The sequence below is a fragment of the Frankia canadensis genome (assembly GCF_900197875.1).
Lineage (GTDB): Bacteria > Actinomycetota > Actinomycetes > Frankiales > Frankiaceae > Frankia > Frankia canadensis.
The window spans coordinates 1-20,663 of the sequence record NZ_FZMO01000022.1; the positions used below are offsets into that span (position 1 = coordinate 1).

Sequence of the window (20,663 nt, forward strand, 5' to 3'; positions counted from 1 at the left end):
GTGATCCGCTCGTTGATCGCCTACGACCACTGACCCTCAGGAATTACTCGTCTAGACGAACGCGGCTGCCCGTCGCGACCCGCCGGTCCGCCGTGCGCACGGCGGACCGGTCCGCGCGGCGCCGTCCGGATGCCCATGAGACACGTCTGACGTACGTCACCGGGGGAGCTGCGTCGGTGACGACGGGGCGATTCCGCTCCGGCCGCGCGGATTCGCTCCCCGTCGCACCGGGTGATCCCCGGGCGGGGCGCCGTGTCGGCGGGCGCGGGATCAGACACCATCCTCGACCCGCCACTGCAATGGCATCGCACGGCAGCTCCGGGCGAGACTCGTCTCGCGACAGCCTCATCCTGAAACGGACGGCATCATCCCTGTCGGCGCAACATCGCTCAGCGCTTCGGCGGCGCGGCGAATCCGGAGGCCGGTGAGTCCACTCCGTGAAATTGGCCATGAACGCCGCATCCGCCGTCCACTCGGCCTTGCTGCGCGGCGGTGAAGAAGCGGTCGCGAAAATTCTGCTACCACTGCTCGGGGCTTTGTTCGCTTTCTGTCAGGACGTCCTCGACGACGCTGAGCTCCACCTGCTCGCCCGTCCGCCGAAGGACATCGCAGATTATACTGGGCGACCAGCTCGGATGCTGCCGAGCCAGCTCCAGAATCTTCCGGGAAAGGTCCACCGAGGTCCACGGACGTGCGGTCGCCCAGCGATCGCTGGAGTCGATATCGACGTGCAGTGGATCGTAGGTGTCATCGTCATAAACCATGTGCATCGCCCCCCGTCGTCAGTGGAATCTAGGTGGGCTGCGTGGTGCCGGTCCATGACAGGCTCGGTGCGCGAACCTGACGGGGTCCTGCCGATCGGACACCGGGGCGATGCCTGCCCCTAGGCTTGCATCGATGGTCATCTCCGTCGCGGTCGTGGACCCACTGCCCATGTTCTGCCAGGGTGTTGTCGCTGCCTTGGCGGGGTCCGGCCACCGTGTCGACGTACCCGACGACGTTCTGGCGTGGTCGCATCGACGGGATCGCAGTCTCATCCTCCTGACGCTGGATGTGGAACCCGCCTGGTCGATCCTCCGGCGGCTGCGTGCGGAAACGCCGCGCCATGTGGTTCTCGCGCTCATCGAGGGCGATCAGCCGCTCCAGGGAGCGAAGGCAGTGCAGGCCGGGGCGCAATCGGTCCTGCCGCGCGCGATGAATGCCGCGATGCTGCGCAGAACTATCGATGCCACCAGCGACGGGCTCTGCGTGCTACCGGCGTCCGTCATGACCTTACTGGCCGCGACCGATGTCACCTCCGGCCACATCGCCTCCGGCCACGTCTCGGACATGGTTGGGCCCCGCCTGCCACCGCCCACCCAGCTGTCATGGTTGCGCCAGCTTGCGGCCGGATCGACGGTCAGCCGACTCGCCGGACAGATCGGATACTCCGAACGCGCAATGTTCCGCCAGCTGCGAGGCCTCTACCAGCAGATGGGTGTCAGTGGCCGGACCGAGGCTATTCTTCGAGCTCAGGAGTTCGGTTGGCTTACCCCCGACGGGGATGGGTAGTCAGGCGCCCCAGCCTCGGCCCGCGAACTCATTGCTTTCTCGGAGGACGGACTCGAGGCGCCCCGGCGGCTCGGAGCACTGGTTGAGAAGTGTCAGCAGGAACCTGAGTCGATCGACCAGGCCGGGGGTCCTCGCTGAGGTCAGCGTGCGGGCGACGCGGAACTCTTGTACCGCCGCCGTGATGTCGTCGGGCCCCGCGTCGAGGCCGCACAGCGCGAAACACCGCATATCCCGGGCAGCAAAGTCGTGGGTCTCCTTCTCGATGCGCCGCCTTGACTCGGTGTCGAGCTGATGAAAGTGCTCGTATGCTTCTTCTGGTTCCTGCCGGTGCTTCGATATCAGACCGAGGAGGGCCCGAATGATGAGTACGCGTCCAGGGGGCTGATACCACATTGCCTGCCTGAGGTGTTCGGAAGCCTTTTCCCAGCGTCCCTCGACAAGGTTTCCGAGACAGAGGGTCATGCGTGCCTGCATGAGGATCACCGGGTCGTGCACGTGCAGGGCCATCTCCTCGGCCTCGGTGGCGACGTCCAGTGCGGCCGCGGAGTCCTGCTGTCCGAGGAGGAGGTCGGCCCTGCAGTCCAGGTATATGGCGGTGCTGCGGCGGCTGCCGCTCGGCTCGACGAGATCACTCGCCAACCGTAGCCACTGGTCCGCACGGACGTCCGCGCCCATCTCGGCATGCCAGCGGGCGAGTTTCGCGAGGCGCTGGATGGTTCGTGGTGATGCGTGCTGCTGCCTCGCGGCCAGGTGCAGCGCCTCGTCAAGGAGTCGAATCGCCTCGTGATACCTCCCGCGGCGTCGCAGGCAGTCGGCCATGCCCTCCAGCGCGTGCAACTCGGTCAGCGGCTGGTTGAGCTCCTGCGCCTCGAGATGTACGGATAAAAAGGCCTGGTATGCGCGCTCGATGTGATGATCGGCCAGGTATGCGGCGGCGAGGTTAGCTTTGATCTTCAGCTGCGCGGTCCCTCCACCGTTGCGCACTGCGATTGCCATTGCCCTGTCGTAGGAGTTGAGCGCCTCGGGAATTTTCCCCTTGAAGGTGTAGATGGCGCCGAGTACAGTTTCGTTGGCCATCTCGTGGAACTCTGTTCCGATTCTCCCCCGTATCGCCTCGCGGCTCTTCAGCAGTAGTTCTCGCCGATTCCATGGCTGCACGGCTGTGTCGATCGACTGGATCTCCTGGTAGGCGGCTTCGAAAAGGTCGCCGCGAAGCAGTGCGCTGAGTGCGGCGAACCGATAACGCAGATCCCCGACATTGGCCGGAACGGGATGACGTTCCCGATGCATTCTCTGTAGCTCCGTCGCCGCGTCGGCGAGCAGTGCCGACTGGCTCCGGGTCAGCTCCGCGACCAGATGCTGGCTCAGTGGCGAAGGCGGAAGGAAGAACTGGCCGGTAGTCGATCCCCGCGTTACGCAGCTTATGGTGAGCTGCCCGAGTGAATCCCTGATGTCAGGTGCGGTAACGATATCGGCGAGCAGGCGGACGATGGACTCCTCGTCGACGGGTGTGCCCATGGCTGAGAGAGCCCGCAGAACCTCACGGTCCCGAGGTGGCGCGGTACGTAGATAGGTCCTGACGAGCCAGTGTGAGATACTTCCGGCCGGCAGGCCGCGAAGAACGTGTATCAGCTCCTGTGAGGTTCTGAATCCGCGCGATGTCAGGATGCCGTGTGCCAGTTCTGCGTCTCTCGGATTCCCGGCGAGGAGTCGAAACAGTTCCCTTCCGGCCTCCGCGGAAAGCTCTCCCAGGCCCGAGCGGCCAGCCATGTCCAGTTTCCTAAGGTACTCGGAGAAATAATCGGGCTCGAGTCCGCGCACGATGATGGGGTGGGTGCGCTGAGGCCAGCGGTTCCCTTGTGGGGATGCCAGCATCACCCGGCTGACCAGAATGAGTGTGACACGATGCCGCCCGTGGCCGTCCGAGATTATTTCGAAAGCTTCGTCGAGGTCGAGGTCGGAGAGCTTTCCCGACGGATCTTCGGTCAGGTTCTCGGCATTCTCTATGACGAGAGTGACAGGAGTGTCACCGCAGGCGAGAAGCGTTGCCTCGAGCCGCGCGGTCGAGGATCCTCTGACCATCGCCGGGTCGCTCTCGTGAATCTCCTGGCGGAGCGAATCGATCAGAGTTCGGACGTCGAGCGGAATGCCCGGGAGAGCCTCGTGTCGGTGGACGCGACGCGGGCGCGCCTGCCCGGCGGTCGCCAACACCGCGTCGACGATCTTGGTCTTTCCGACACCAGGTTCTCCCTGCACGATGACGAGGCCGCCGCGGTCGGCGGCCAACCTCGCGTTCAGGCTGCGACGGCTCTCCTCCCGATCGAGCAGGGTGAGCGACTGCTCTCGACCGGGCGCGCCAAACGTAGGATTTCCGGGATATTCGTCCGCCGCTGCGGCAAGCAGGCGGGCTGGGCCGTTGAAGACGATGCCGTAGGTGAGTTGCTCGCTGACCTCCCGCCAGAAGGATGCCGCGGTGTCCCAGGCGGGTTGACGGGCCCTCGGATAGGAGATCCTGGACAGGATCCAGGTGGCTGAGGCGGGATGATGGAAAATGCGCGCAAGGGCGTCGAGCTGCTCGGTCGACAGCGGCTGCTGACCATATCCCCCGTGGTCCATGTGATCAGTATCGGCCTGGTTCCTCCTACGCGGACGTGATTCGCTGGGTCGGCTCGGTCGGGTGACGTCCCGCCGCCGGGCGTGGCCCGGCGTCGGCGTTCACCGAGCCGTGGCCTGGCTGTGCGCGACGGGTAAGGCGCGGTCCGCCGCCGCGCCATCTGATCCCGCTTGGCTGGTCTGACGCGCGGGCGGCGACGGTCGGCGTCCAGCGCGTGTGGAGGACTCGTGGATCGCCGCCGTGTGCTCACGGGAATCGTCGCCACGCCGCTCGCCGCGGCGCCACTCGCCGCTTCGGTCGCCGCCGCCGGGCCCGCCTCGGCCGCCACCGCGGTGGCAGGTGAGCAGGGGCGACGTCGCGGCACGCTGGTGATCGGGCATCGGGGCGCCGCCGGCTACCGGCCCGAGCACACCCTGGCCTCCTACGAACTCGGCGCTCGCCTCGGCGCGGACTTCATCGAACCCGATCTGGTGCCCACGAAGGACGGGGTGCTCGTCTGCCGGCACGAGCCGGAGATCGGGGGGACGACGAACGTCGCCGACCACCCCGAGTTCGCCGGCCGCAAGAAGACCGTCTCGCTCGACGGGACCTCCACGACCGGTTGGTTCACCGAGGACTTCACCCTGGCGGAGCTCAGGACGCTGCGCGCCAGGGAGCGCCTGCCCCAGGTCCGCCAGCGCAACACCCTCTACGACGGGCTGTTCCAGATCCCGACGCTCACCGAGGTGCTCGACCTGCGGGCGCGACTGTCGAAGGAGCTCGGCCGCGAGATCGGCGTCTACCCGGAGACCAAGCACCCCACCTACTTCCAGAAGGCCGGGCTGGCGCTGGAACAGCGCCTGCTCGACGTGCTGAACCGCTACGGACTCAACCGCGCCGACGCGCCCGTGTTCGTGCAGTCCTTCGAGACGACGAACCTCGCCCAGCTGCGAAAGCTGGGCCTGCGCGCCCGGGCGGTGCAACTGCTGTCGGCGAGCGGCGCGCCGTTCGACCTGGTGACCGCCGGCGACAAGCGGACCTACGCCGACCTCGTCACCCCCGCCGGCCTGCGTGCCATCGCCGCCTACGCGAACGGTATCGGCCCGGACAAGCTGCAGGTCATCCCGACGAGGTCCGACGGCACGCTCGGCACGCCGACCTCCCTGGTCGCTGACGCCCACGCCGCCGGCCTGCTGCTGCACCCGTACACGTTCCGCGCCGAGAACAGCTTCCTGCCGAAGGACTACCAGCGCGGCAGCGCGCCGAACGACTACGGCCGCGCCATCGATGAGCAGGTCGCCTACCTCAAGGCCGGCATCGACGGCCTGTTCACCGACATGGCCGACATCGGCGTTCTCGCGCGCACGGTCGCCTCGGGCGTCTCGATCGCCACCGCCTGACTTTCCCGCGCGCCGCGCCACCCGCACGTCACCGGGCGTGAGCACGCCCGGGCGGCGTGGATTATTCGGCGGCGCGGGCTCTCACCGATCAGGTTGACGGCGGGTCGGCTGGCGCCCATCACTCGGGTTTCGGTGGGATGAACAGAATGATCTGGGCCGGACCCGCGATCTGGCGCGAGGTACCACGCTCCGTCATGTCGATCCGCACCGCGTAGTACCCGGCCGTTCGCCAGCTCCATCCGCCCGTGTCGATCGTGTAGGTCTTGTGTCCGGCCGTGTCAGTTCTCATGGCGTTGAACTGCCCGCCGTCGACACGCCACGTGGCGGCGTAGAGGTCGGCGGGAACTCCTTCCAGCCACGCCTCGACCGCCTGCTCACTCGCCCTGGCAGAGGGCGGCAGTCGGGTCCGGACTTGGGTGCTGTAGACCGGAACTGTCTTGATCAGGATCGGTGGCCGGCCGGGTGGAGTGAGGTAGAAGCGCAGCAGGTGTCGTCCGAGCCGATTCCAGCCGGTCACGTCGGTGACCGTGGTTCGCAGATCGGTAGCCTCCGGACTCGGTCCGAGGAGGCTGGTCGGGCCGTCGTCCACCTGCCAGGACACGCTCTGACCACGGTCGCCGGCGGGGAGGCGGACACGCAGCGGTTGCTCGCCGGTGAGAATCGATCGGTCGCGTGGCCACTCCACGTCGGGGTGCGGCGCGACGGGCCGGCGCGGGTCGCCGGATGTCGTGGCGCAGCCGACGGCGCACCACCCCAGCAGGAGGAGAATCAGCAGAATCCGGGCGGGGGAGAAGATCGGGCGCGGTCTCTCACCGGCAGCTTGGCCGATAGCGGGCATCGGGCACCAGATCCTTCCATTCCTCCTGGGTCATTCCGCCGCCTGTTCGCGCGCAGGCCGACGAGATTGGATCCCGCCGTAGTCTGTTCAGCGCCTCGACGTCCCAGATCATCAGTGTTCGATCATCGCCGACTCCGTAGAGAAGGCGGCCATCGCCGGAGTAGGCGAGGGATCCCACGGGCCGAAGGGGGCCGGACAGGGGGCGGCCAAGCAGCGCCGGGGCCGCCCGGTCGGTCAGGTTCCACAGCGTGGCGTTGAAGTCGTCGCTGCCGGCCGCGACGGTCGCGCCGTCGGGCGAGAACACGACGGAGTTGACGGGACTGCTCGGTCCGCTAAGGCGGCGGCCGAGACGGCTCTGCCGGGGACCGGACACGTTCCACAGCCAGACACCGCCATCGTCACTGCCTGCGGCGATCGCGTTCCCGTCGACGGAGAACGCCACCGCGTTGAGCCGAGCGTCCTGGCTGCGCAGCGGACCGGGCAGCAGCCGGGGTGGTCCCGACAGGGGAACAGACCAGCGGTGGATCTGCCCGTCCCCTGCGCCGACAGCCAGGAGACTCTGGTGCGGCGCCCATGCGAGGGAGGTCACCGGCACCTGTTCGGCGAGGGAGCCGAGCGGTCGGGGTCGGGCCGCGACAGAGACATCCCACACCCGCACCGTGCGGTCGCCGCCGCCACCGGCGAGCAGTCGCCCGTCAGCGGAGAAGCCGAGGGCCGTCACGGGTGAGGTGAAGCCCGGCAGCGGACCCGTCACCTGCCGCACGGGCTCGCCCGGCCTGGCCCGCCACAGGGAGATGGTGTTGTCGGCACGGCCCACCGCCACCAGGTCGCCGCTGGGGGAGACGGCGATCGCGTGCACAGCGCTGAGTTGTCCGGAGCTCACCGGCTGGCCGGGGTTCGTGGGAAGGGCCTGCGGCGACGAAGGATCGCGCAGGTGCCAGATCGTGAAGCCGCCATCGGCGGCGCCGGCGGCGAGCAGCGTGCCGTCCCGGTCCGCCGCGAGACAGGTGAAGCCGTCGCCAGGCCTGGCCGACGCGTGGCCGATCATCCTCGGCGTCGACGCCCGCTCCAGCAGGTCCCACTCGACGACCTTCCCGTCGTCGCCGGTGGTCACCAGCGTCGAGCCGTTCGGGGTGAAGGAGACCGCCCGAATCGGCAGGGTATGCCCCTGCAGCGCACCGCTCACCTGGCTCGGGTGCTCGAGGTCAGTCAGGTCCCACAACCGGAGGCTGTCCGAGCCGGCGGACGTGACCATGGTGCGACCGTCGGGGGAGAAGGCCACCGGCGCCCATCCTGCGCCCAGGTCAATCGGCCGCAGGGGGACAGGCCGGTCGCCGTCGAGTCGCCACCTCCGTAGGCCTCCTTTGACGTCACTCGCCGCGAGTTGACGCCCGGACGGGGTGAACGCCACCGACAGCACGGTCGGGCCGGCGCTGTCGGTGGTCGGTGTGGTCAGGGTGTACCGATCGACGAGGCGATCCGTACCCGCGGGGACGGACCAGACGTGCACCTCGGTCCGTTCGGTTCCCGAGGATCTCTCGAACGCGCTGGTCGCCGCGGCGATGAGCCGGCCGTCGGCGGACACGGTGAGCGCGTAGAACGAGCCCGCGCCGCGGCCTGGTGCGTGCAGCGCCCGAGGGGAGGCGGGGTCGCCGACGTCCCAGAACATCGGGCCGGCCGACATCCCGGACCCGCCCTCGGCCAGTATCCGGCCGTGTGCCGCGAACGCGAGACTGCGTACGTCGCCCGTGGCCTCCAGCGGTCGGCCGAGCGGGCGTGGGGCCAGGGGAGTGGAGACATCCCAGAGCGTGACCGACTGGCCGTGGCCGTTCGCGCCGACCGCGAGCGTGCGCCCGTCCGGCGTGAGCGCCAGCGCCGTCACCTCGCGGGGGCCGGGTAGGGCCCGCACGTTCGACCGCTGGTTGGCGAGGTCGACCAGGAAGGCACCGGACACGCCGCCGAACGCCAGCAGCGGACGGGCCGCCGGGTCTGCGGGCGTCGCGAGAGCGGAGATCTGTGTGCCACCCCGGTGGACCAACCGGGCGACGCGGGTGGTGGAAAGGACGTCGACAAGCGCCGCTGTCGTGGCCGCCCCGGGGTGCAGGCGCGCACCAGCGAGGGCCAGCCGCTGGGCCAGGAATGGATCCGTCGTTTCGACGGTCTCCGCCTGGTTGGTCAGCCGAGCCGCCACCGATGCTCGCTGCCGATCACCGGCTGCGTGGTGCGCCAGGACGGCGACCGACGTCACCACGGCGAGTACCGCGCTGGTCAGCAGGGCGACCGTGAGTATCGAGATCCGTCGTGCCGCGGCACGACGTGCGCTGTGGCGCAGGAACTCCCGCGACGGACCTCGTACCTCGCCGGGCCGGTCGCCATTCTTCGCCGCTGACAGGACCGCCACGGCTGACGAAGGCAGGTACCGACGTGGCGTCCGCCAGGTCCGGGGCGGACCGGTGGGACAGGGCGTGAGCGTGGCGAGGATCACCGCCGTGCGGTTGTACCCAAGCAGGTAGGCGCGGCTGCGTCCGTTCTCCTCCCAGTCCGTGGCCGCCCGCTCGAGGCGGCTGCGGGCGGTGAGAATGCCCCACTGCTGCTCGATCGCCTCGCTGAGCGGCTTCCAGGACCGTAGGAACGCCTCGTGGGCGACGCCGATCTGATCCCGCCCCGACTGCGGGCCGATCTGCAGCAGGCGGTGTTCGACGAAGGGCTGCAGACATCGCCGCTCGGTGTCGTCGAGGTCCGTGAGGTCGAGCCACCGCCGCGTGAGGGTCCCGGATGGACCCACGTCGACCAGTCGTAGCAGCAGTCGGATGACCCGGTCGGAGGCGGGGCGACGAGTACCGTCGCCGCTGGCGATCTCCAGAGATTCCGCGTAGGCACTGCCGGCCTGCCTTCCGATAGCGCTCTGGACGCCGCCCAGTTCGGCATACAGGGCGTAGGTCAGTTCGCCGCCCGGCGCTGTCGCGGCGGCGACCCGTTCGAGAGCGAAGGCAAGCAGCGGCAGGGAGTCGGGGGTGGGCATGTCGGCGGCGAGCCGGGCCGCGAAGGTGCTTTCGACGCGAAGCCCTGCCAGATGAGCGGGACTTTCGATGATCTCAGGAAGGTGCTCGAGGCCCAGGAAGGTGACAGGAAAGGATCGGCGTCCCCAGCCCTCATCCCTTTCCCGCGACATGAACCGCGGAAGATACTCGGAACGGACGGTCCCGACGATCCTCACCGGGCCCTGCGCCGCGGTCCGCACGATCCGGAAGAACTCCTCCCGGCTGCTCTCCTCCGTGAGGGTGAACACCTCCTCCAACTGATCGACGATCAGTAGGAGTCGCCGGCACGGTGGACCGGCGGCCGAGAGGATCTCGTCCATCGCGTCGTGAAGGGAGCCCGGCCCGGCGACAGCCCTGCGAACGTCCGCCGTCGTCCACCGCAACCCGAGCCCCCGCGCGGAGGCGGTCAGCGCTGACAACAGCGATTCGACCGGCGCGCTGCCGGGGCGAAACGGCTCGATGACGTGCCAGGCTGGATCGTCTGCCATGACGGGTGCGAGCCCCGCCAGGGCCAGCGAGGATTTCCCGCAGCCGGACGGGCCGACGACCAGCAGCGGGCCGGCAGCGGGTCGGTCGCCCAGGGCACGGACGCTCCGGGCGAGATCCGCCGTCTCCCGCTGCCGGCCGAAATAGACCGCACGCATGCTGCCGTCGAAGGCACTCAGCCCCGGGTAGGGCAGACGATCGCGGCTCCAGCTGCCCGGACCGGGGTTCAGCCGGCGAAGCGCCGCGAGTAACCGGGCGGCGGAGGCGGGGTCGTCCTCGTCGAGGGTCCAATACTGGAACGGCGTGAGCAGCGGATGGCTGACGTTGCTCCCGGCGGTTCGGATGGGAATTACCCGTACTCCGCGCGCCTTGGCCATCGCCACCTCGGTGTGACACCACTTCGACGCCACATAGTGTTTGGTCACGATGCACAACACGGCGTCTGCGGCTTCGAGTTGACGGTAGAGGTACTCCTCCCAGTCCTCGCCGGGAGTGATTCCATCACTCGGATCGATGTCGAGAAAAATGTCATGGTGATCGTCGGCGAGGAGAGTGCGTACAGCGCGGGCAAGTTCGACGTCGACATTGGCGTGGCTGATGAAGATACGGGCCATCGTGCGGCTCCAGGTAGTTCTCCGACGCGGCGTCACACCGTTCTTGGACGCGTTCACGGAGCGCGGTGGACGTCTGCGAGCAGGATCGATGTACAGAGACGCAGAGCAGAAGGTTCCCCGAGAGGTGGCGGGTCGACCGGCCGACGTACGGGCGTAGGGACGTCCAGCAAGGTGCTGCGGCAGAGCCCCGTGAAACACGATGGCCAGCCGGCATCGTGCGGGGGTCTCGCCGACCCGGTTCAGGAGATGAGCCTGCGTGAGGTGCTCCGTCGTCCGCTCGCCCTCGGCGTCGTCGATGTCGAGCGCGGCGGCGGCCCAGGCACCGAAGTCCGCAACCGCCGGCAGGCCGAGCAGACGGGACGCCCGTCGTTCCTCCTGGCCGAGGCCCTCGTAGCCGAGGCCCTCGTAGTTGAGTATGAAGCGGGCACAGACGGACCTGTGCGCGGGTAGTGGAAGAGCAGTCGGCGCGATCCTTCCGGCGGTGTGCCAGTCGCGACTTCGGTCTGATCCACCGAGACCTGCAGCGGCCCTGATAGGCCGAATTGAACCGAACTTTCCTGTTCCCCCGACATTCGTGCCTCCTGCCTTCGCTGGTGCTCCTCGCCAAGGATCCACCAGGGCGCGCAAGGGAACCGGTACAATCCGAGTATTCTGCTTTACGTCGGCGGAACACCTCAGGGCGGGGCGTCGCCGCGGTAGCGCTCGGCCTCGACGACGGCCTCGCGGTTGGCGAGGCGGTCCAGGCCGGCGAGGGCGCGGCGCATGCGCCACCGGACGCGTACGGCTTCGTCGCCATCAGGCCGCCGTCGGCGTGCTGGCTCATCCCGACGACGTTGGCGGCCATAACCCACGCGTAGCCGTCCGCGAAGCTCTCGTGGAAGAAATCGGCGAGAGCGCGGGGATCGTAGCCTCGTTGCAGCGCCCAGTTCCCGAGCACCATCAGCCGGGGAATGTGGTGTACCCAGGCGCGGTCCCGCACCCCGGCGAGCACGTCGGACAGGCAGGCGGCCTCGAGCGAGTCCGCGTCGAGGTCGGTGAACCAGCCCGGCAGTGGGGCGGTGGCGTGCAGCGCGTTGCGGTCAAGGTAGTCCTCGCCCGCCACCAGCAGATCCCCCAGACGTACTCCCGCCAGCCGAGGACCTGGCGGACGAAGCCCTCCGCGCTCACGATCTGCGCGTCACCGCGTCGATAGGCGCCCTCGGCGGCGGCGACCTCCGATGGGTGCAACAGACCGAGGTTGAGCGCCGGCGACAGCAGGGAGTGGGCCATCGTCCAGTCGCCGGCGAGCATCGCGTCCTCGTACGGCCCGAACGCGGCAAGGCGGTGCGTGATGAAATGGTCGAGCGCCAGCAGAGCCTCCTCGCGGGTCGCGGCGAGCCGTCGCGGGCCGTCGGTTCCGCGCAAGTGCGCGTGGCCGTGCTGGTCGGTGAACAGCCAGCGACGACGCACCGGAGCACGGTGCCACAGACAATGGTCCTGACCTGGCATGCCGACGATGGGAGCCGCCGCGTGTTCTCCGGCCAGACCGCGCTGACCCTGCTGGTTCGCCCGAACGATCTCGACGCCCTCGGGCACGTCAACAACGCCGTGGCACTCGAGTACCTGGAGGCCGGCCGCGCGGACTGGCTCGTCCGCAGGCGTATGGTCCCCGCCGAGAAGATCATCGCGGTCGTGGCCCGGATCGAGGTCGACTATCGCGTCGAGGTCCGCGGCGGCGAGATCGAGGTCCGCACCGAGCTGGTGGAGCCGACCGATGGCGACTTCGACGTGGCCGGCGACACCTTCCTCGCCCGGTTCCGCCAGCAGATCCACCGCCCAGACGTCGCCCGTCCGGCGGTCGAGGCCGTCGTCACCATCGCCTTCGTCGACGCGCGGCTGCGCCGGGCCGTCACCCTGCAGAACTATCTCGACTCCATCAACTGGTCGGCTGTCGGCTGACGACCGTGTCCAGCAGGATGCGCGCCGCCGCCGACGCGCCCGACGCCGGGGTGATCATGGCTGTCGGGAACGTGGGCGCAGGCGGGGCGAGGGGGCGCAGGCACGGGCCGGGGCGTCCGCGCGCGTCGAGGTACGGCGGGAGGACGGCGACGCCGAGGCCGTGCGAGACGAGGTCAAGCAGCGTGTCGGTGTCGCCGACCTCGCAGGCCAGCCGACGCCGCAGGCCGCGCTCCGCGAGCGCCGCGTCGACCACGGTCCGCGAGCCCCAGCCCGGCGGGTAGTCGACGAAGCCCTCGCCGGCGGTGTCCGCGATCGCTACCAGGTCCTGGCCCGCGAGCCGGTGACCGGCGGCGCAGGCGAATATCATCGGCGCGTCATCCAGCGGTGTCACCCGCACCTCGGCCGGCGCCAGCGGCCAGGATCCGCCGTGCCTCGCCGAGCAGGACCTCGCCCTCCCGGGTCAGCCGTACCGCCCGGGTGCTGCGGACGAACAGCCGCGCGTGCAACTCCCGCTCCAGCGCACCGATGGACGACGACAACCCCGACTGGACGATGTTCATCCGTTTCGCGGCCCGGGTGAAGTGCAGCTCCTCTGCCGCGGCGACGAAGTGCTCAAGCTGGCGAAGCTCCACCCGACTCCTCCTGGTCCCGCTCGACTGATCTGGTCGACAGATGAAAGAGACCTGATTGTTCCATTGGACGGGTTGTCGGCCTCCGGTGCACGCTGGACCACGTGATCGACGACGACGTCCCAGCCGGCCGCGGCACCGTCAGCCGTGGACTGGTCGGGCTGCTCGCGCTCAGCACCGGGCTGTCGGTGGCGACGATGTACTACGCCCAGCCCCTGCTCGACGACATCCGCAGCGCTCTCGACCTGTCCACCGGTGCCGCGGGCCTGCTCGTCAGCGTGTCGCAGGCCGGCTATCTGGCCGCGCTGGTCCTGCTCGTCCCGGTCGGCGATCTCGTCGCACGCCGCCGCCTCATCCCCGCGCTCGTCGCCGCCCAGGCCGCGGGCCTTTTCCTGTTCGCCTCCGCCACCACGACGGTCCAGCTGCTCGCGGCCTGCGCCGCGGTTGGCGCGCTGGCCGTCACCGCGCAGATCGGCGTGGCCTTCGCCGCCTCCCTCGCGGGGGACGCCGAGCGCGGCCGTGTCGTCGGCACGGTGATGGGCGGCCTGCTGCTCGGCATCCTGCTCGCGCGCACCATCGCCGGCTGGCTCGCCGACCTCGGCGACTGGCGGACGCCGTACTGGGTCGCCGGCGGCGGGCAGCTGGTGCTGTGCGCGGTGCTCGTCGCCCGGCTGCCCGCCGAACGCTGCGCTCCCGCTGCGGCCGCGGGCCCAGGCCTGGGATACCGGGCGGCGGTCGCGTCGGTGCCGCGGCTGCTGTGGGAGGAGCCGCTGCTGCGCCGCCGGGCGCTGTACGGGGCGGCGTCCTTCGGCGCGTTCTCGACGCTGTGGACGCCACTGTCCTTCCTGCTCGGTGGATCGCCCTATCGATATTCCACCGGCGTCATCGGCCTGTTCGGGCTGCTCGGAGTCGCGGGCGTGCTCGCCGCGTCGCTCGTCGGCCGCGCCGCCGACCGCGGCCGGGCCGTCCAGGTCACCTCCGGCACCGCTGTCCTGCTGTTGGCGTGCTGGCTGCCGCTCGGCCTCGGCCGGCACTGGGTGGTCGCGCTTGTCGTGGGCATCCTCGCGCTCGACCTCGCCGCCCAGGGGCTCCACATCACCAACCAGAGCGAGGTCTACCGGCTCCGTCCCGAGGCACGCAGCCGGCTGACCTCGGCGTACATGGCGACCTACTTCGCCGGCGGGCTTGCCGGCTCCTTCGCCTCCGCCACCGCGTACAGCCGCGGGGGCTGGGGTGCCGTGAGCGTCGTGGGCGCCTGCTTCGGCCTCATCGCGGTCGGACTGGCCGTCTGGGATGTGCGAGGCGGGCGGCCCGCCATCCGAGAGCCAGCGCGTCCCGCGGAGGACATTGTCACCCTTCGGTAGCTCTGCGGCGCACCGGGGTCACGCCGCGGCGGCGGTGCGTTCACCCACGAGGAACCTGCTGGCCTCGGTGGTGACCGACAGCGCGGGGTCGAGGGGATGGCCGTACCGCTCGGCGGCCGCGGTGATCGTCTCGGTACTGACCTTCCAGCCCAGCCGGCCCAGCATCGCCGCGGCGTCGCGTACCCGCGGATCGTCCTCATGGACGAGGTCGCGCAGGTCGACGCCGTACCGCTCGCGGGACGCCGCGTACTCGTCGTCGGACAGCGCCTGCCCGATCCTCCTCGCGTCCTCGATCGCAACCTGGCTGCCGGGCGCGGACAGCGCGTCGACCGTGGTCAGCAGTCGACGCTCGGCGTCGGCGTCGAGGTAGGGCAGCAGGCCCTCGATCAGCCACGCCGTCGCCGCGACCGGTTCGAACCCGGCGGTGCGCAGCGGCCCGGCCCACTCCTCGCGTAAGTCGACGGGTACGACGCGGTGCCGGCAGGCCGGGGTGGCCTGCCGGCGGCGCAGCACCGACAGCTTGAACGACAGCACGCGCGGCTGATCCACCTCGAACACCGCGCTGCCCTCGTGCCACCCCAGGCGGAAGGCTCGCGTGTCGAGACCCGCGGCGAGGATCACCGTCTGGCGCAGACCAGCGTCCAGCGCGGTGGCGAGGTAGTCGTCGAAGAAGCGGGTCCGCACGCCCATGTACCGCCAGCCCGGCATCCAGCTGCCGGGCGGCGACATCGCCGCGAGCTCCTCGGGGGTCGTCGGCATCGGCTGGGGCAGCCGGGCCGCCCGGACGAACTCCTCCGCATACGGATCGTCGATCATGGCGTCGGGGCGATGGGTCTCGATCGCCCTGGCGGAGGCGGCGCCCAGCGCGGTGACACCCACGCCGGTCGCGATGTCCCAGTCATCCATCATGGTGCGGCCCACTCCTCGTCCCTGGTCATGACGCTGTCGTGACGGCGGTGCGGACGCCGCCGCGGCGGCGAGATTCTCCGCAATGCCGGACCGGATGATGTGCGGCATTCCTCGCAGTGGCCCGACGCTGTTTTTCGGCGAACCGGGCGCTCGTCAGGATTCCGGTAAATGCCCAGGCCGGGAGCGGAGGGTGGAGAATGGCCTGCTCCCGGCCTGGGCGGTCAGGGCATGGTCAGGGCAGGAATGCCTCGATCGCGTCGGCCGCGCCTTCGACACCCCCGCCGGCGCGTACCGCCGCCTGGATCGCCCCCAGCCGGGCCGCGATCTCGGCAGAGCTCGCGACCTGCTCGACGGCGGCGCGTACCAGCGCCGGATCCAGCGCGCCGGTGGCGTCGAGATGCTGGCCGACGCCGAGGGCGGCGAGAATGGCGGCGTTGCCGAACTGCTCGGCGGCCAGCGGCACCGCGACCGTCGGCACCGCGAACCAGAGCGCCTCGACACAGCTGCCCATGCCCGCGTGGGTGAGGAAGGCGTCGGCGTGCGCGAGGACGCCGAGCTGGGGGACGCTGCGGTGGGCCTCGACGTTCGGCGGCAACGGTCCGAGCGCGGCGAGATCCACCCGCTCGCCGACCGCCATGACGACGTGCCAGTCGCTGCCGGCGAAGGCGGACCCGACCGCCCGGTAGATGTCGGGCCGGTCGTTGAACACGGTGCCCAGCGACACGAGCAGGGTCCGCCGCTCGCCGGCGGGCGGGCTCCAGGTCTGCTCGGCGAGACGGGCGGGGTCCAGGCACGGCCCGACGAAGCGCACGCCCGGCCGCACCCGGTCGAGGCGCGGCTGCAGCACCGGCGGAATGAGGCCCAGGGTGGGCCCCGGCTCCGACATCCAGTCCCAGGCGTCGCGGTCGATGCCGAACTCTGCGAGCCACGCCGTGAACGCCGTGTGATACCGGATCCCGTCCGGCGACGAGCGCATCGCGTCGAGGGCCTCGCGGTGCTCCTCCTCGAAGCCCTCCCAGGTCACCCAGCTGGGGGCCAACAGCACGGCCGGCACCGCGAGCAGCGTGCCGAGTACCCGGCCGGCCTGGCCGCCGAGGTCGTACAGCAGCAGGTCCGGCCGGTCGTGGTCGAACCGCTCCCGCAGCAGCGGCAGGGTGTGGCGCGCTTCGGTGAGGAACATCGCCGTCGCGAGCTCCGCGGCTGGGTTGTCCGGCCAGTCGCCGTCGCCCGCCGGCAGCGTCGACGGGTAGGTCACCGCCTGCGCGCCGGTGGCCTTCACCAGCCCGGCGAGCCGGTCGCCGATGGCGTAGCTGACCCGGTGGCCGCGCCGCACCAGCTCCGCGATGACGCCGAGCGACGGGTAGACGTGACTGGGAGTGGTGCATCCGATCATGGCTATGTGGCGCGTGCCGGCCATCGCATCCTGCCGTTCCTGCCGGGTGATGGGGGAGGGGACCGCCGGGCGGGCGGCGCGGCGGTCAGGCACGGCCATGACCGGCCAGCCAGCGGTGCACCGTCGCGGCGGTGGACGCGGCGAACTCGTTCATCATCGTCTGGTGGTTGCCGGTGACGTCGATGGTGTCGTGAGCGAGCTTCCACTCGGCGCCGGACGGGGCGTCGGGGTCGTCGTCCAGGTCGGGTTGCTGGGGCATGCGCTCGCCGGCCCGCACCAGCACGATCGGCGCCGCGATCTCCGCCGGTCGCCATCCGTCGAACAGGTCCAGATAGCCGCCCTGGGCGGTCACCTGCGCCTCTGTCATCAGCGCGTAGGCCTGCTCGTTGACGGCGATGCCGCGCAGCTCCTCGTCGATGTCGGCCTGTGGGATCCGGTCGCCGGGGAACCAGGTGTCCAACAGCACCACCGCCGCCGCCCGCTCACCCCGTTCCTCCAACCGGGCGGCGACGGCGTGGGCCAGCCAGCCGCCCGAGGAGTAGCCGGCGAGCGCTGGAGGGTCGGTGAAGTGGCCGAGGACGGCGTCGGCGAGCAGGTCGATCGCGAGCGCGGCGCTCGCCGGCAGCCGGTCGCCCTCGCCGAAGCCCGGCAAAGTGAGCGCGTGGACGTCGCGCTCGCCGTGCAGGTGCAGCGCGAGACGGGCGAAGTTGTGCGGGCCGGACGGGGCCACCATCGACGGGACGCACACCAGCGGCGGCCGCGCCGACCCCGCCGCGAGGCGCACCGGCGCGGTCCGCCCGCTGTACTCGGCGGCCGTCGTGAAGACCGGCCGCAGCTTCGCCGCTGCCCGGATGAGGTCGACGCCCTCGGTGAAACGGCCGATCGCGCAGGCCCGCCGGTACAGGTCGCGAACCGAGCCGTTGATCCCCTCGGCGTAGACCGACGACGCGACACCAGCGCCGCGCGTCCCGGCGTCCGTCGGCGCGACGGCGGTGCCCCGTGTGACAGGTCCGCCCGACGTGACGGGGCGGTCCGCCGCAAGGACGGCGCCCGCCGGGGCAGCGGTCGTCGCCTGGCCGGTCCCCGTGCGGTCGGTCGCCGCCGGGACGGCCGCCGCGGTGACGAGCAGCACGGTGAGGTGGGCGGCCAGGTCGGTGACGGTCGGGTGCTCGAACACGACCGGCGGCGGCAGCGTCAGCCCGGTCGCCGCGGCCAGGCGGCGGGCGAGCTGGACCGAGGCGAGGGAGTCGAAGCCGAGTTCGAGGAACCGGCGAGCGGGGTCGAGGTCGTCGGGCGAGTCATGGCCGAGAATGGCCGCGGCCTCGGCCCTGACGAGCGCGGCGAGCGCGCCGGCCCGCTCGGCGGCGGGCAGCGCGCCGTAGTCCGTCCCCGCGGGCTGGTCCGGGGCCTCGGGGGTGGCCGGGCCCGCGGCGCCGGCCGACGCGAGACGGTCGGCGGGGGCAGGTAGGGCGTCGAACAGGTGGTTGGGGCGCGCCGCGGTGAGCACGGGCAGGAACCGTTCCCAGTCGACATCGACGACGGTGAGTGTCGGCGCGCCTTCCGCGACCGCGGCAAGCAGCGTGTCCATGGCCGGTTCCGGCGGCAGCGGGCGCAGGCCCCGGCGGATGAGGTAGTCGCGCAGGGCGGGTTCGGCTCCGATGCCGGCGTCCGCCCAGGGACCGAAGGCGACCGCGGTCGTCGGCCGGCCGGCCGCGTGCCGCCGGGTGGCCAGCGCGTCGAGATAGGCATTGCCGGCGCTGTAGGCGCCCTGGTCTCCCGAGCCCCAGACAGCCGAGATCGACGACAGCAGCACGAGACGCGCGTCGGCGGGCAGCGCGGCGTCGAGAGCGGCGGCCCCCGCGACCTTCCCGGCGACGACGGCCGCCACCTCGTCGAGGTCGAGGTCGACGAGCGGGGCGGTGCGCCCGGCGATGCCGGCGGCGTGCACGACTTCGGTCACCGGGGTCCCCGCGGCGGCGAGATCCGCGAGCAGCGCGTCGAGCTGTGCCCGGTCGGCGACGTCGCAGGCGACGATGGTGGCCTCGGCGCCGAGGCCGGTCAGCAGTGCGCGAAGGTCCGCGGCGCCCGGGGCGTCGGGCCCGCGCCGGCTGGCCAGGACGATCCGGCGTGCGCCTTCGGCCGCCAGGCGGCGCGCCGCGTGCGCGCCGAGCGCGCCGGTACCACCCGTGACCAGCACCGTTCCCCGCGGCACCCAGCCGGCTCCAGTGACGCCGGAGGCCACCGGAAGGAGTCGCGGGACGAGCAGTCCGCCGCCGCGGATCGCGGCCTGATCCTCACCGCCGGGCGCCAGCAGCGCGGCGCCGAGCCAGGCCAGGGCCTCGTCGTCGAGGTCCGCGCGGCCGTCGTCCGGCAGGTCGACGAGGCCGCCCCAACCGGTGGGGTGCTCCAGCGCGAGGGCGCGGCCGAGACCCCACAGCATCGCCTGCTCGGGGCTGGTCGCCGGGTCGTCGCCGCCGGTGGCGACGGCGCCGCGGGTCAGCGCCCACAGCCGCGCGCTGGATCCGAGATCGCGCAGCGCCTGCGACAGAGCGACGGTCAGCATGAACCCGCTGGGCAGACCCTGGTGGCCCGAACGCGGGTCGAGCGCGAGCAGGGACAGCATCCCGCGCGCGTCCGGCGCGTGCGCGGCCAGACGCGTGGCGACCGCGTGGCGGCTGGCCTCGTCGCCGACCAGCCGGACGGCGACGGGCCGCGTCCCCAGCCATTCCAGCAGCCACATGAGCCTGGTGACCAGCGCGTCCTCGACCCCACGGGCGGGGACGATCAGCACCCAGGTGCCGCCGAGCGGTGGCACCGTGCCAGCGTGGGCGGTGACGGCCGCGGTGGCGGCGTCCGCCGGGAGCGGTCGCCAGCCTGTTCGGTATCGCCAGCCGTCCGGGTCGAGGGGTGCGCCGGTGCCGGGCCGCGACACGTCGCCGGCAGCGGCGTGGTCGCGCGGCGCGCTGGGACGGCCGGGTCCGCTGTCCAGCCAGTATCGGCGGCGCTGGAACGGGTAGGTGGGCAGTTCGACGTGGTGGCCGCCGCCCGCTCCGGCGGCGCGCCAGTCGACGGTCAGCCCGTGGACGTCGAGCGCGGCGACGGCGGCGAGCAACGTCGCCGGCTCGTCGCGCCGCGCCCGGCTCGCCGCGACGACGAGGGGACCGGCCTCGCCCCCCTCGCCCGCCTCGCCGCCTGTCGCCTCGCCGTCCGCGGCCAGGCAGTCGGGGAGCAGCGCCGACAGGACAGCGTCCGGGCCGAGCTCCAGGTAGGCGCCGGCGCCGGCCGCCCGCAGACCGCGAGCCGCGGTGAGGAAGCGCACGGGTTCCCGCACGTGGCGCACCCAGTGTTCGGGGTCGGTCAGCTTGGCGGTGGCGAACGCGCCGGTCAGCGCCGACACGACCGGAACCGCCGGGGGCTGGTAGCGCACCGAGCGGGCGACCTCGCGAAATGCCTCGAGCATGTCGTCCATGTGCGGGGAGTGGAACGCGTGGCTGACGGTCAGCGCCCGGGTGGCGAATCCGCGGGCCGCCCAGTCCGCGGCGACCCGCTCGGCCGCCTCGGCGTCGCCGGCGATCACCGTCGACGTCGGCCCGTTGACGGTGGCGATCTCCACCAGGCCGGCGAGCCCGGCCAGTGACGCGGCGATGTCCGCCTCGCGCGCGCGGATCGAGATCATCACCCCGCCCGGTCGGCAGGCCTGCATGAGCCGGCCGCGGGCCGCGACGAGTGTGACGGCGTCGTCCAGCGTCCACACGCCGGCGACGTGCGCGGCGGTGAGCTCGCCGATCGAGTGCCCGGCGAGCAGACCCGGCACCAGCCCCCACCCGCTGACGAGCCGGTAGAGCGCCGTCTCGTAGGCGAACAGGGCGGGTTGGGTGTATTCGGTGCGGTCGAGCAGGGCGGCGTC

At 71.2% G+C, this 20,663-nt stretch carries 15 protein-coding genes; 5 read left to right on the forward strand and 10 right to left on the reverse strand.

Annotated features, from left to right (window positions below):
• Positions 1 to 518: 518 nt before the first annotated feature.
• On the reverse strand, positions 519 to 764 hold the full coding sequence (locus tag C1A33_RS03130; protein WP_133150550.1) for a hypothetical protein: 246 nt from the start codon (positions 762 to 764) through the stop codon (positions 519 to 521).
• Positions 765 to 897: 133 nt separating this feature from the next.
• Between C1A33_RS03130 and C1A33_RS03135 the strand changes: the two genes are divergently transcribed.
• Positions 898 to 1,551, forward strand: a complete 654-nt coding sequence (locus C1A33_RS03135; protein WP_101830023.1) for a helix-turn-helix transcriptional regulator — start codon at positions 898 to 900, stop codon at positions 1,549 to 1,551.
• On the opposite strand, the gene C1A33_RS03140 is transcribed toward C1A33_RS03135, so the two are convergent.
• Positions 1,552 to 4,167, reverse strand: coding sequence for an effector-associated domain EAD1-containing protein (locus C1A33_RS03140; RefSeq protein ID WP_101830024.1), 2,616 nt, complete (start codon positions 4,165 to 4,167; stop codon positions 1,552 to 1,554).
• A 225-nt stretch (positions 4,168 to 4,392) separates the two neighbouring features.
• On the opposite strand from C1A33_RS03140, the gene C1A33_RS03145 reads away from it, so the two are divergent.
• Complete coding sequence (locus C1A33_RS03145; protein ID WP_101830025.1) at positions 4,393 to 5,544, forward strand: glycerophosphodiester phosphodiesterase; 1,152 nt, start codon at positions 4,393 to 4,395, stop codon at positions 5,542 to 5,544.
• 118 nt (positions 5,545 to 5,662) lie between these two features.
• Here C1A33_RS03145 and C1A33_RS03150 read toward each other — a convergent pair whose 3' ends face one another.
• On the reverse strand, positions 5,663 to 6,382 hold the full coding sequence (locus C1A33_RS03150) for a hypothetical protein (RefSeq protein ID WP_101830026.1): 720 nt from the start codon (positions 6,380 to 6,382) through the stop codon (positions 5,663 to 5,665).
• On the reverse strand, positions 6,354 to 10,523 hold the full coding sequence (locus tag C1A33_RS03155) for an nSTAND1 domain-containing NTPase (protein WP_101830027.1): 4,170 nt from the start codon (positions 10,521 to 10,523) through the stop codon (positions 6,354 to 6,356). Before C1A33_RS03155 ends, C1A33_RS03150 begins: the two co-directional genes overlap by 29 nt.
• A gap of 246 nt (positions 10,524 to 10,769) precedes the next feature.
• Between C1A33_RS03155 and C1A33_RS03160 the strand changes: the two genes are divergently transcribed.
• Positions 10,770 to 10,973, forward strand: a complete 204-nt coding sequence (locus tag C1A33_RS03160) for a hypothetical protein (protein WP_133150551.1) — start codon at positions 10,770 to 10,772, stop codon at positions 10,971 to 10,973.
• 489 nt (positions 10,974 to 11,462) lie between these two features.
• Here C1A33_RS03160 and C1A33_RS35545 read toward each other — a convergent pair whose 3' ends face one another.
• Positions 11,463 to 11,972 carry a hypothetical protein gene (locus C1A33_RS35545; RefSeq protein WP_207770132.1) on the reverse strand — a complete coding sequence of 170 codons (510 nt, stop codon included), beginning with the start codon at positions 11,970 to 11,972 and terminating at the stop codon, positions 11,463 to 11,465.
• Positions 11,973 to 11,981: 9 nt separating this feature from the next.
• Here C1A33_RS35545 and C1A33_RS03170 point away from each other — a divergent pair, with 9 nt between their 5' ends.
• Positions 11,982 to 12,461 carry an acyl-CoA thioesterase gene (locus tag C1A33_RS03170; protein ID WP_207770133.1) on the forward strand — a complete coding sequence of 160 codons (480 nt, stop codon included), beginning with the start codon at positions 11,982 to 11,984 and terminating at the stop codon, positions 12,459 to 12,461.
• Here the strand turns inward: C1A33_RS03170 and C1A33_RS36160 are convergent.
• Positions 12,439 to 12,852 carry a LysR substrate-binding domain-containing protein gene (locus C1A33_RS36160; protein ID WP_243407116.1) on the reverse strand — a complete coding sequence of 138 codons (414 nt, stop codon included), beginning with the start codon at positions 12,850 to 12,852 and terminating at the stop codon, positions 12,439 to 12,441. The two genes, C1A33_RS03170 and C1A33_RS36160, sit on opposite strands and share 23 nt — an antisense overlap.
• Positions 12,836 to 13,093, reverse strand: coding sequence for a LysR family transcriptional regulator (locus tag C1A33_RS36165; protein WP_243407117.1), 258 nt, complete (start codon positions 13,091 to 13,093; stop codon positions 12,836 to 12,838). Before C1A33_RS36165 ends, C1A33_RS36160 begins: the two co-directional genes overlap by 17 nt.
• 101 nt (positions 13,094 to 13,194) lie before the next feature.
• On the opposite strand from C1A33_RS36165, the gene C1A33_RS03180 reads away from it, so the two are divergent.
• On the forward strand, positions 13,195 to 14,454 hold the full coding sequence (locus C1A33_RS03180) for an MFS transporter (protein WP_243407118.1): 1,260 nt from the start codon (positions 13,195 to 13,197) through the stop codon (positions 14,452 to 14,454).
• 18 nt (positions 14,455 to 14,472) lie between these two features.
• On the opposite strand, the gene C1A33_RS03185 is transcribed toward C1A33_RS03180, so the two are convergent.
• From C1A33_RS03185 to C1A33_RS03195, 3 genes are all read right to left on the reverse strand, one after another.
• Entirely contained in the window at positions 14,473 to 15,363 is an 891-nt protein-coding gene (locus C1A33_RS03185) for an SAM-dependent methyltransferase (RefSeq protein ID WP_101830031.1), read from the reverse strand.
• Positions 15,364 to 15,595: 232 nt separating this feature from the next.
• Positions 15,596 to 16,855 carry a macrolide family glycosyltransferase gene (locus tag C1A33_RS03190; protein WP_243407119.1) on the reverse strand — a complete coding sequence of 420 codons (1,260 nt, stop codon included), beginning with the start codon at positions 16,853 to 16,855 and terminating at the stop codon, positions 15,596 to 15,598.
• Positions 16,842 to 20,663, reverse strand: a 3,822-nt coding sequence (locus C1A33_RS03195) for a type I polyketide synthase (RefSeq protein WP_115537914.1), incomplete at its 5' end; no start/stop codon positions are given. The genes C1A33_RS03190 and C1A33_RS03195, both read right to left, overlap by 14 nt.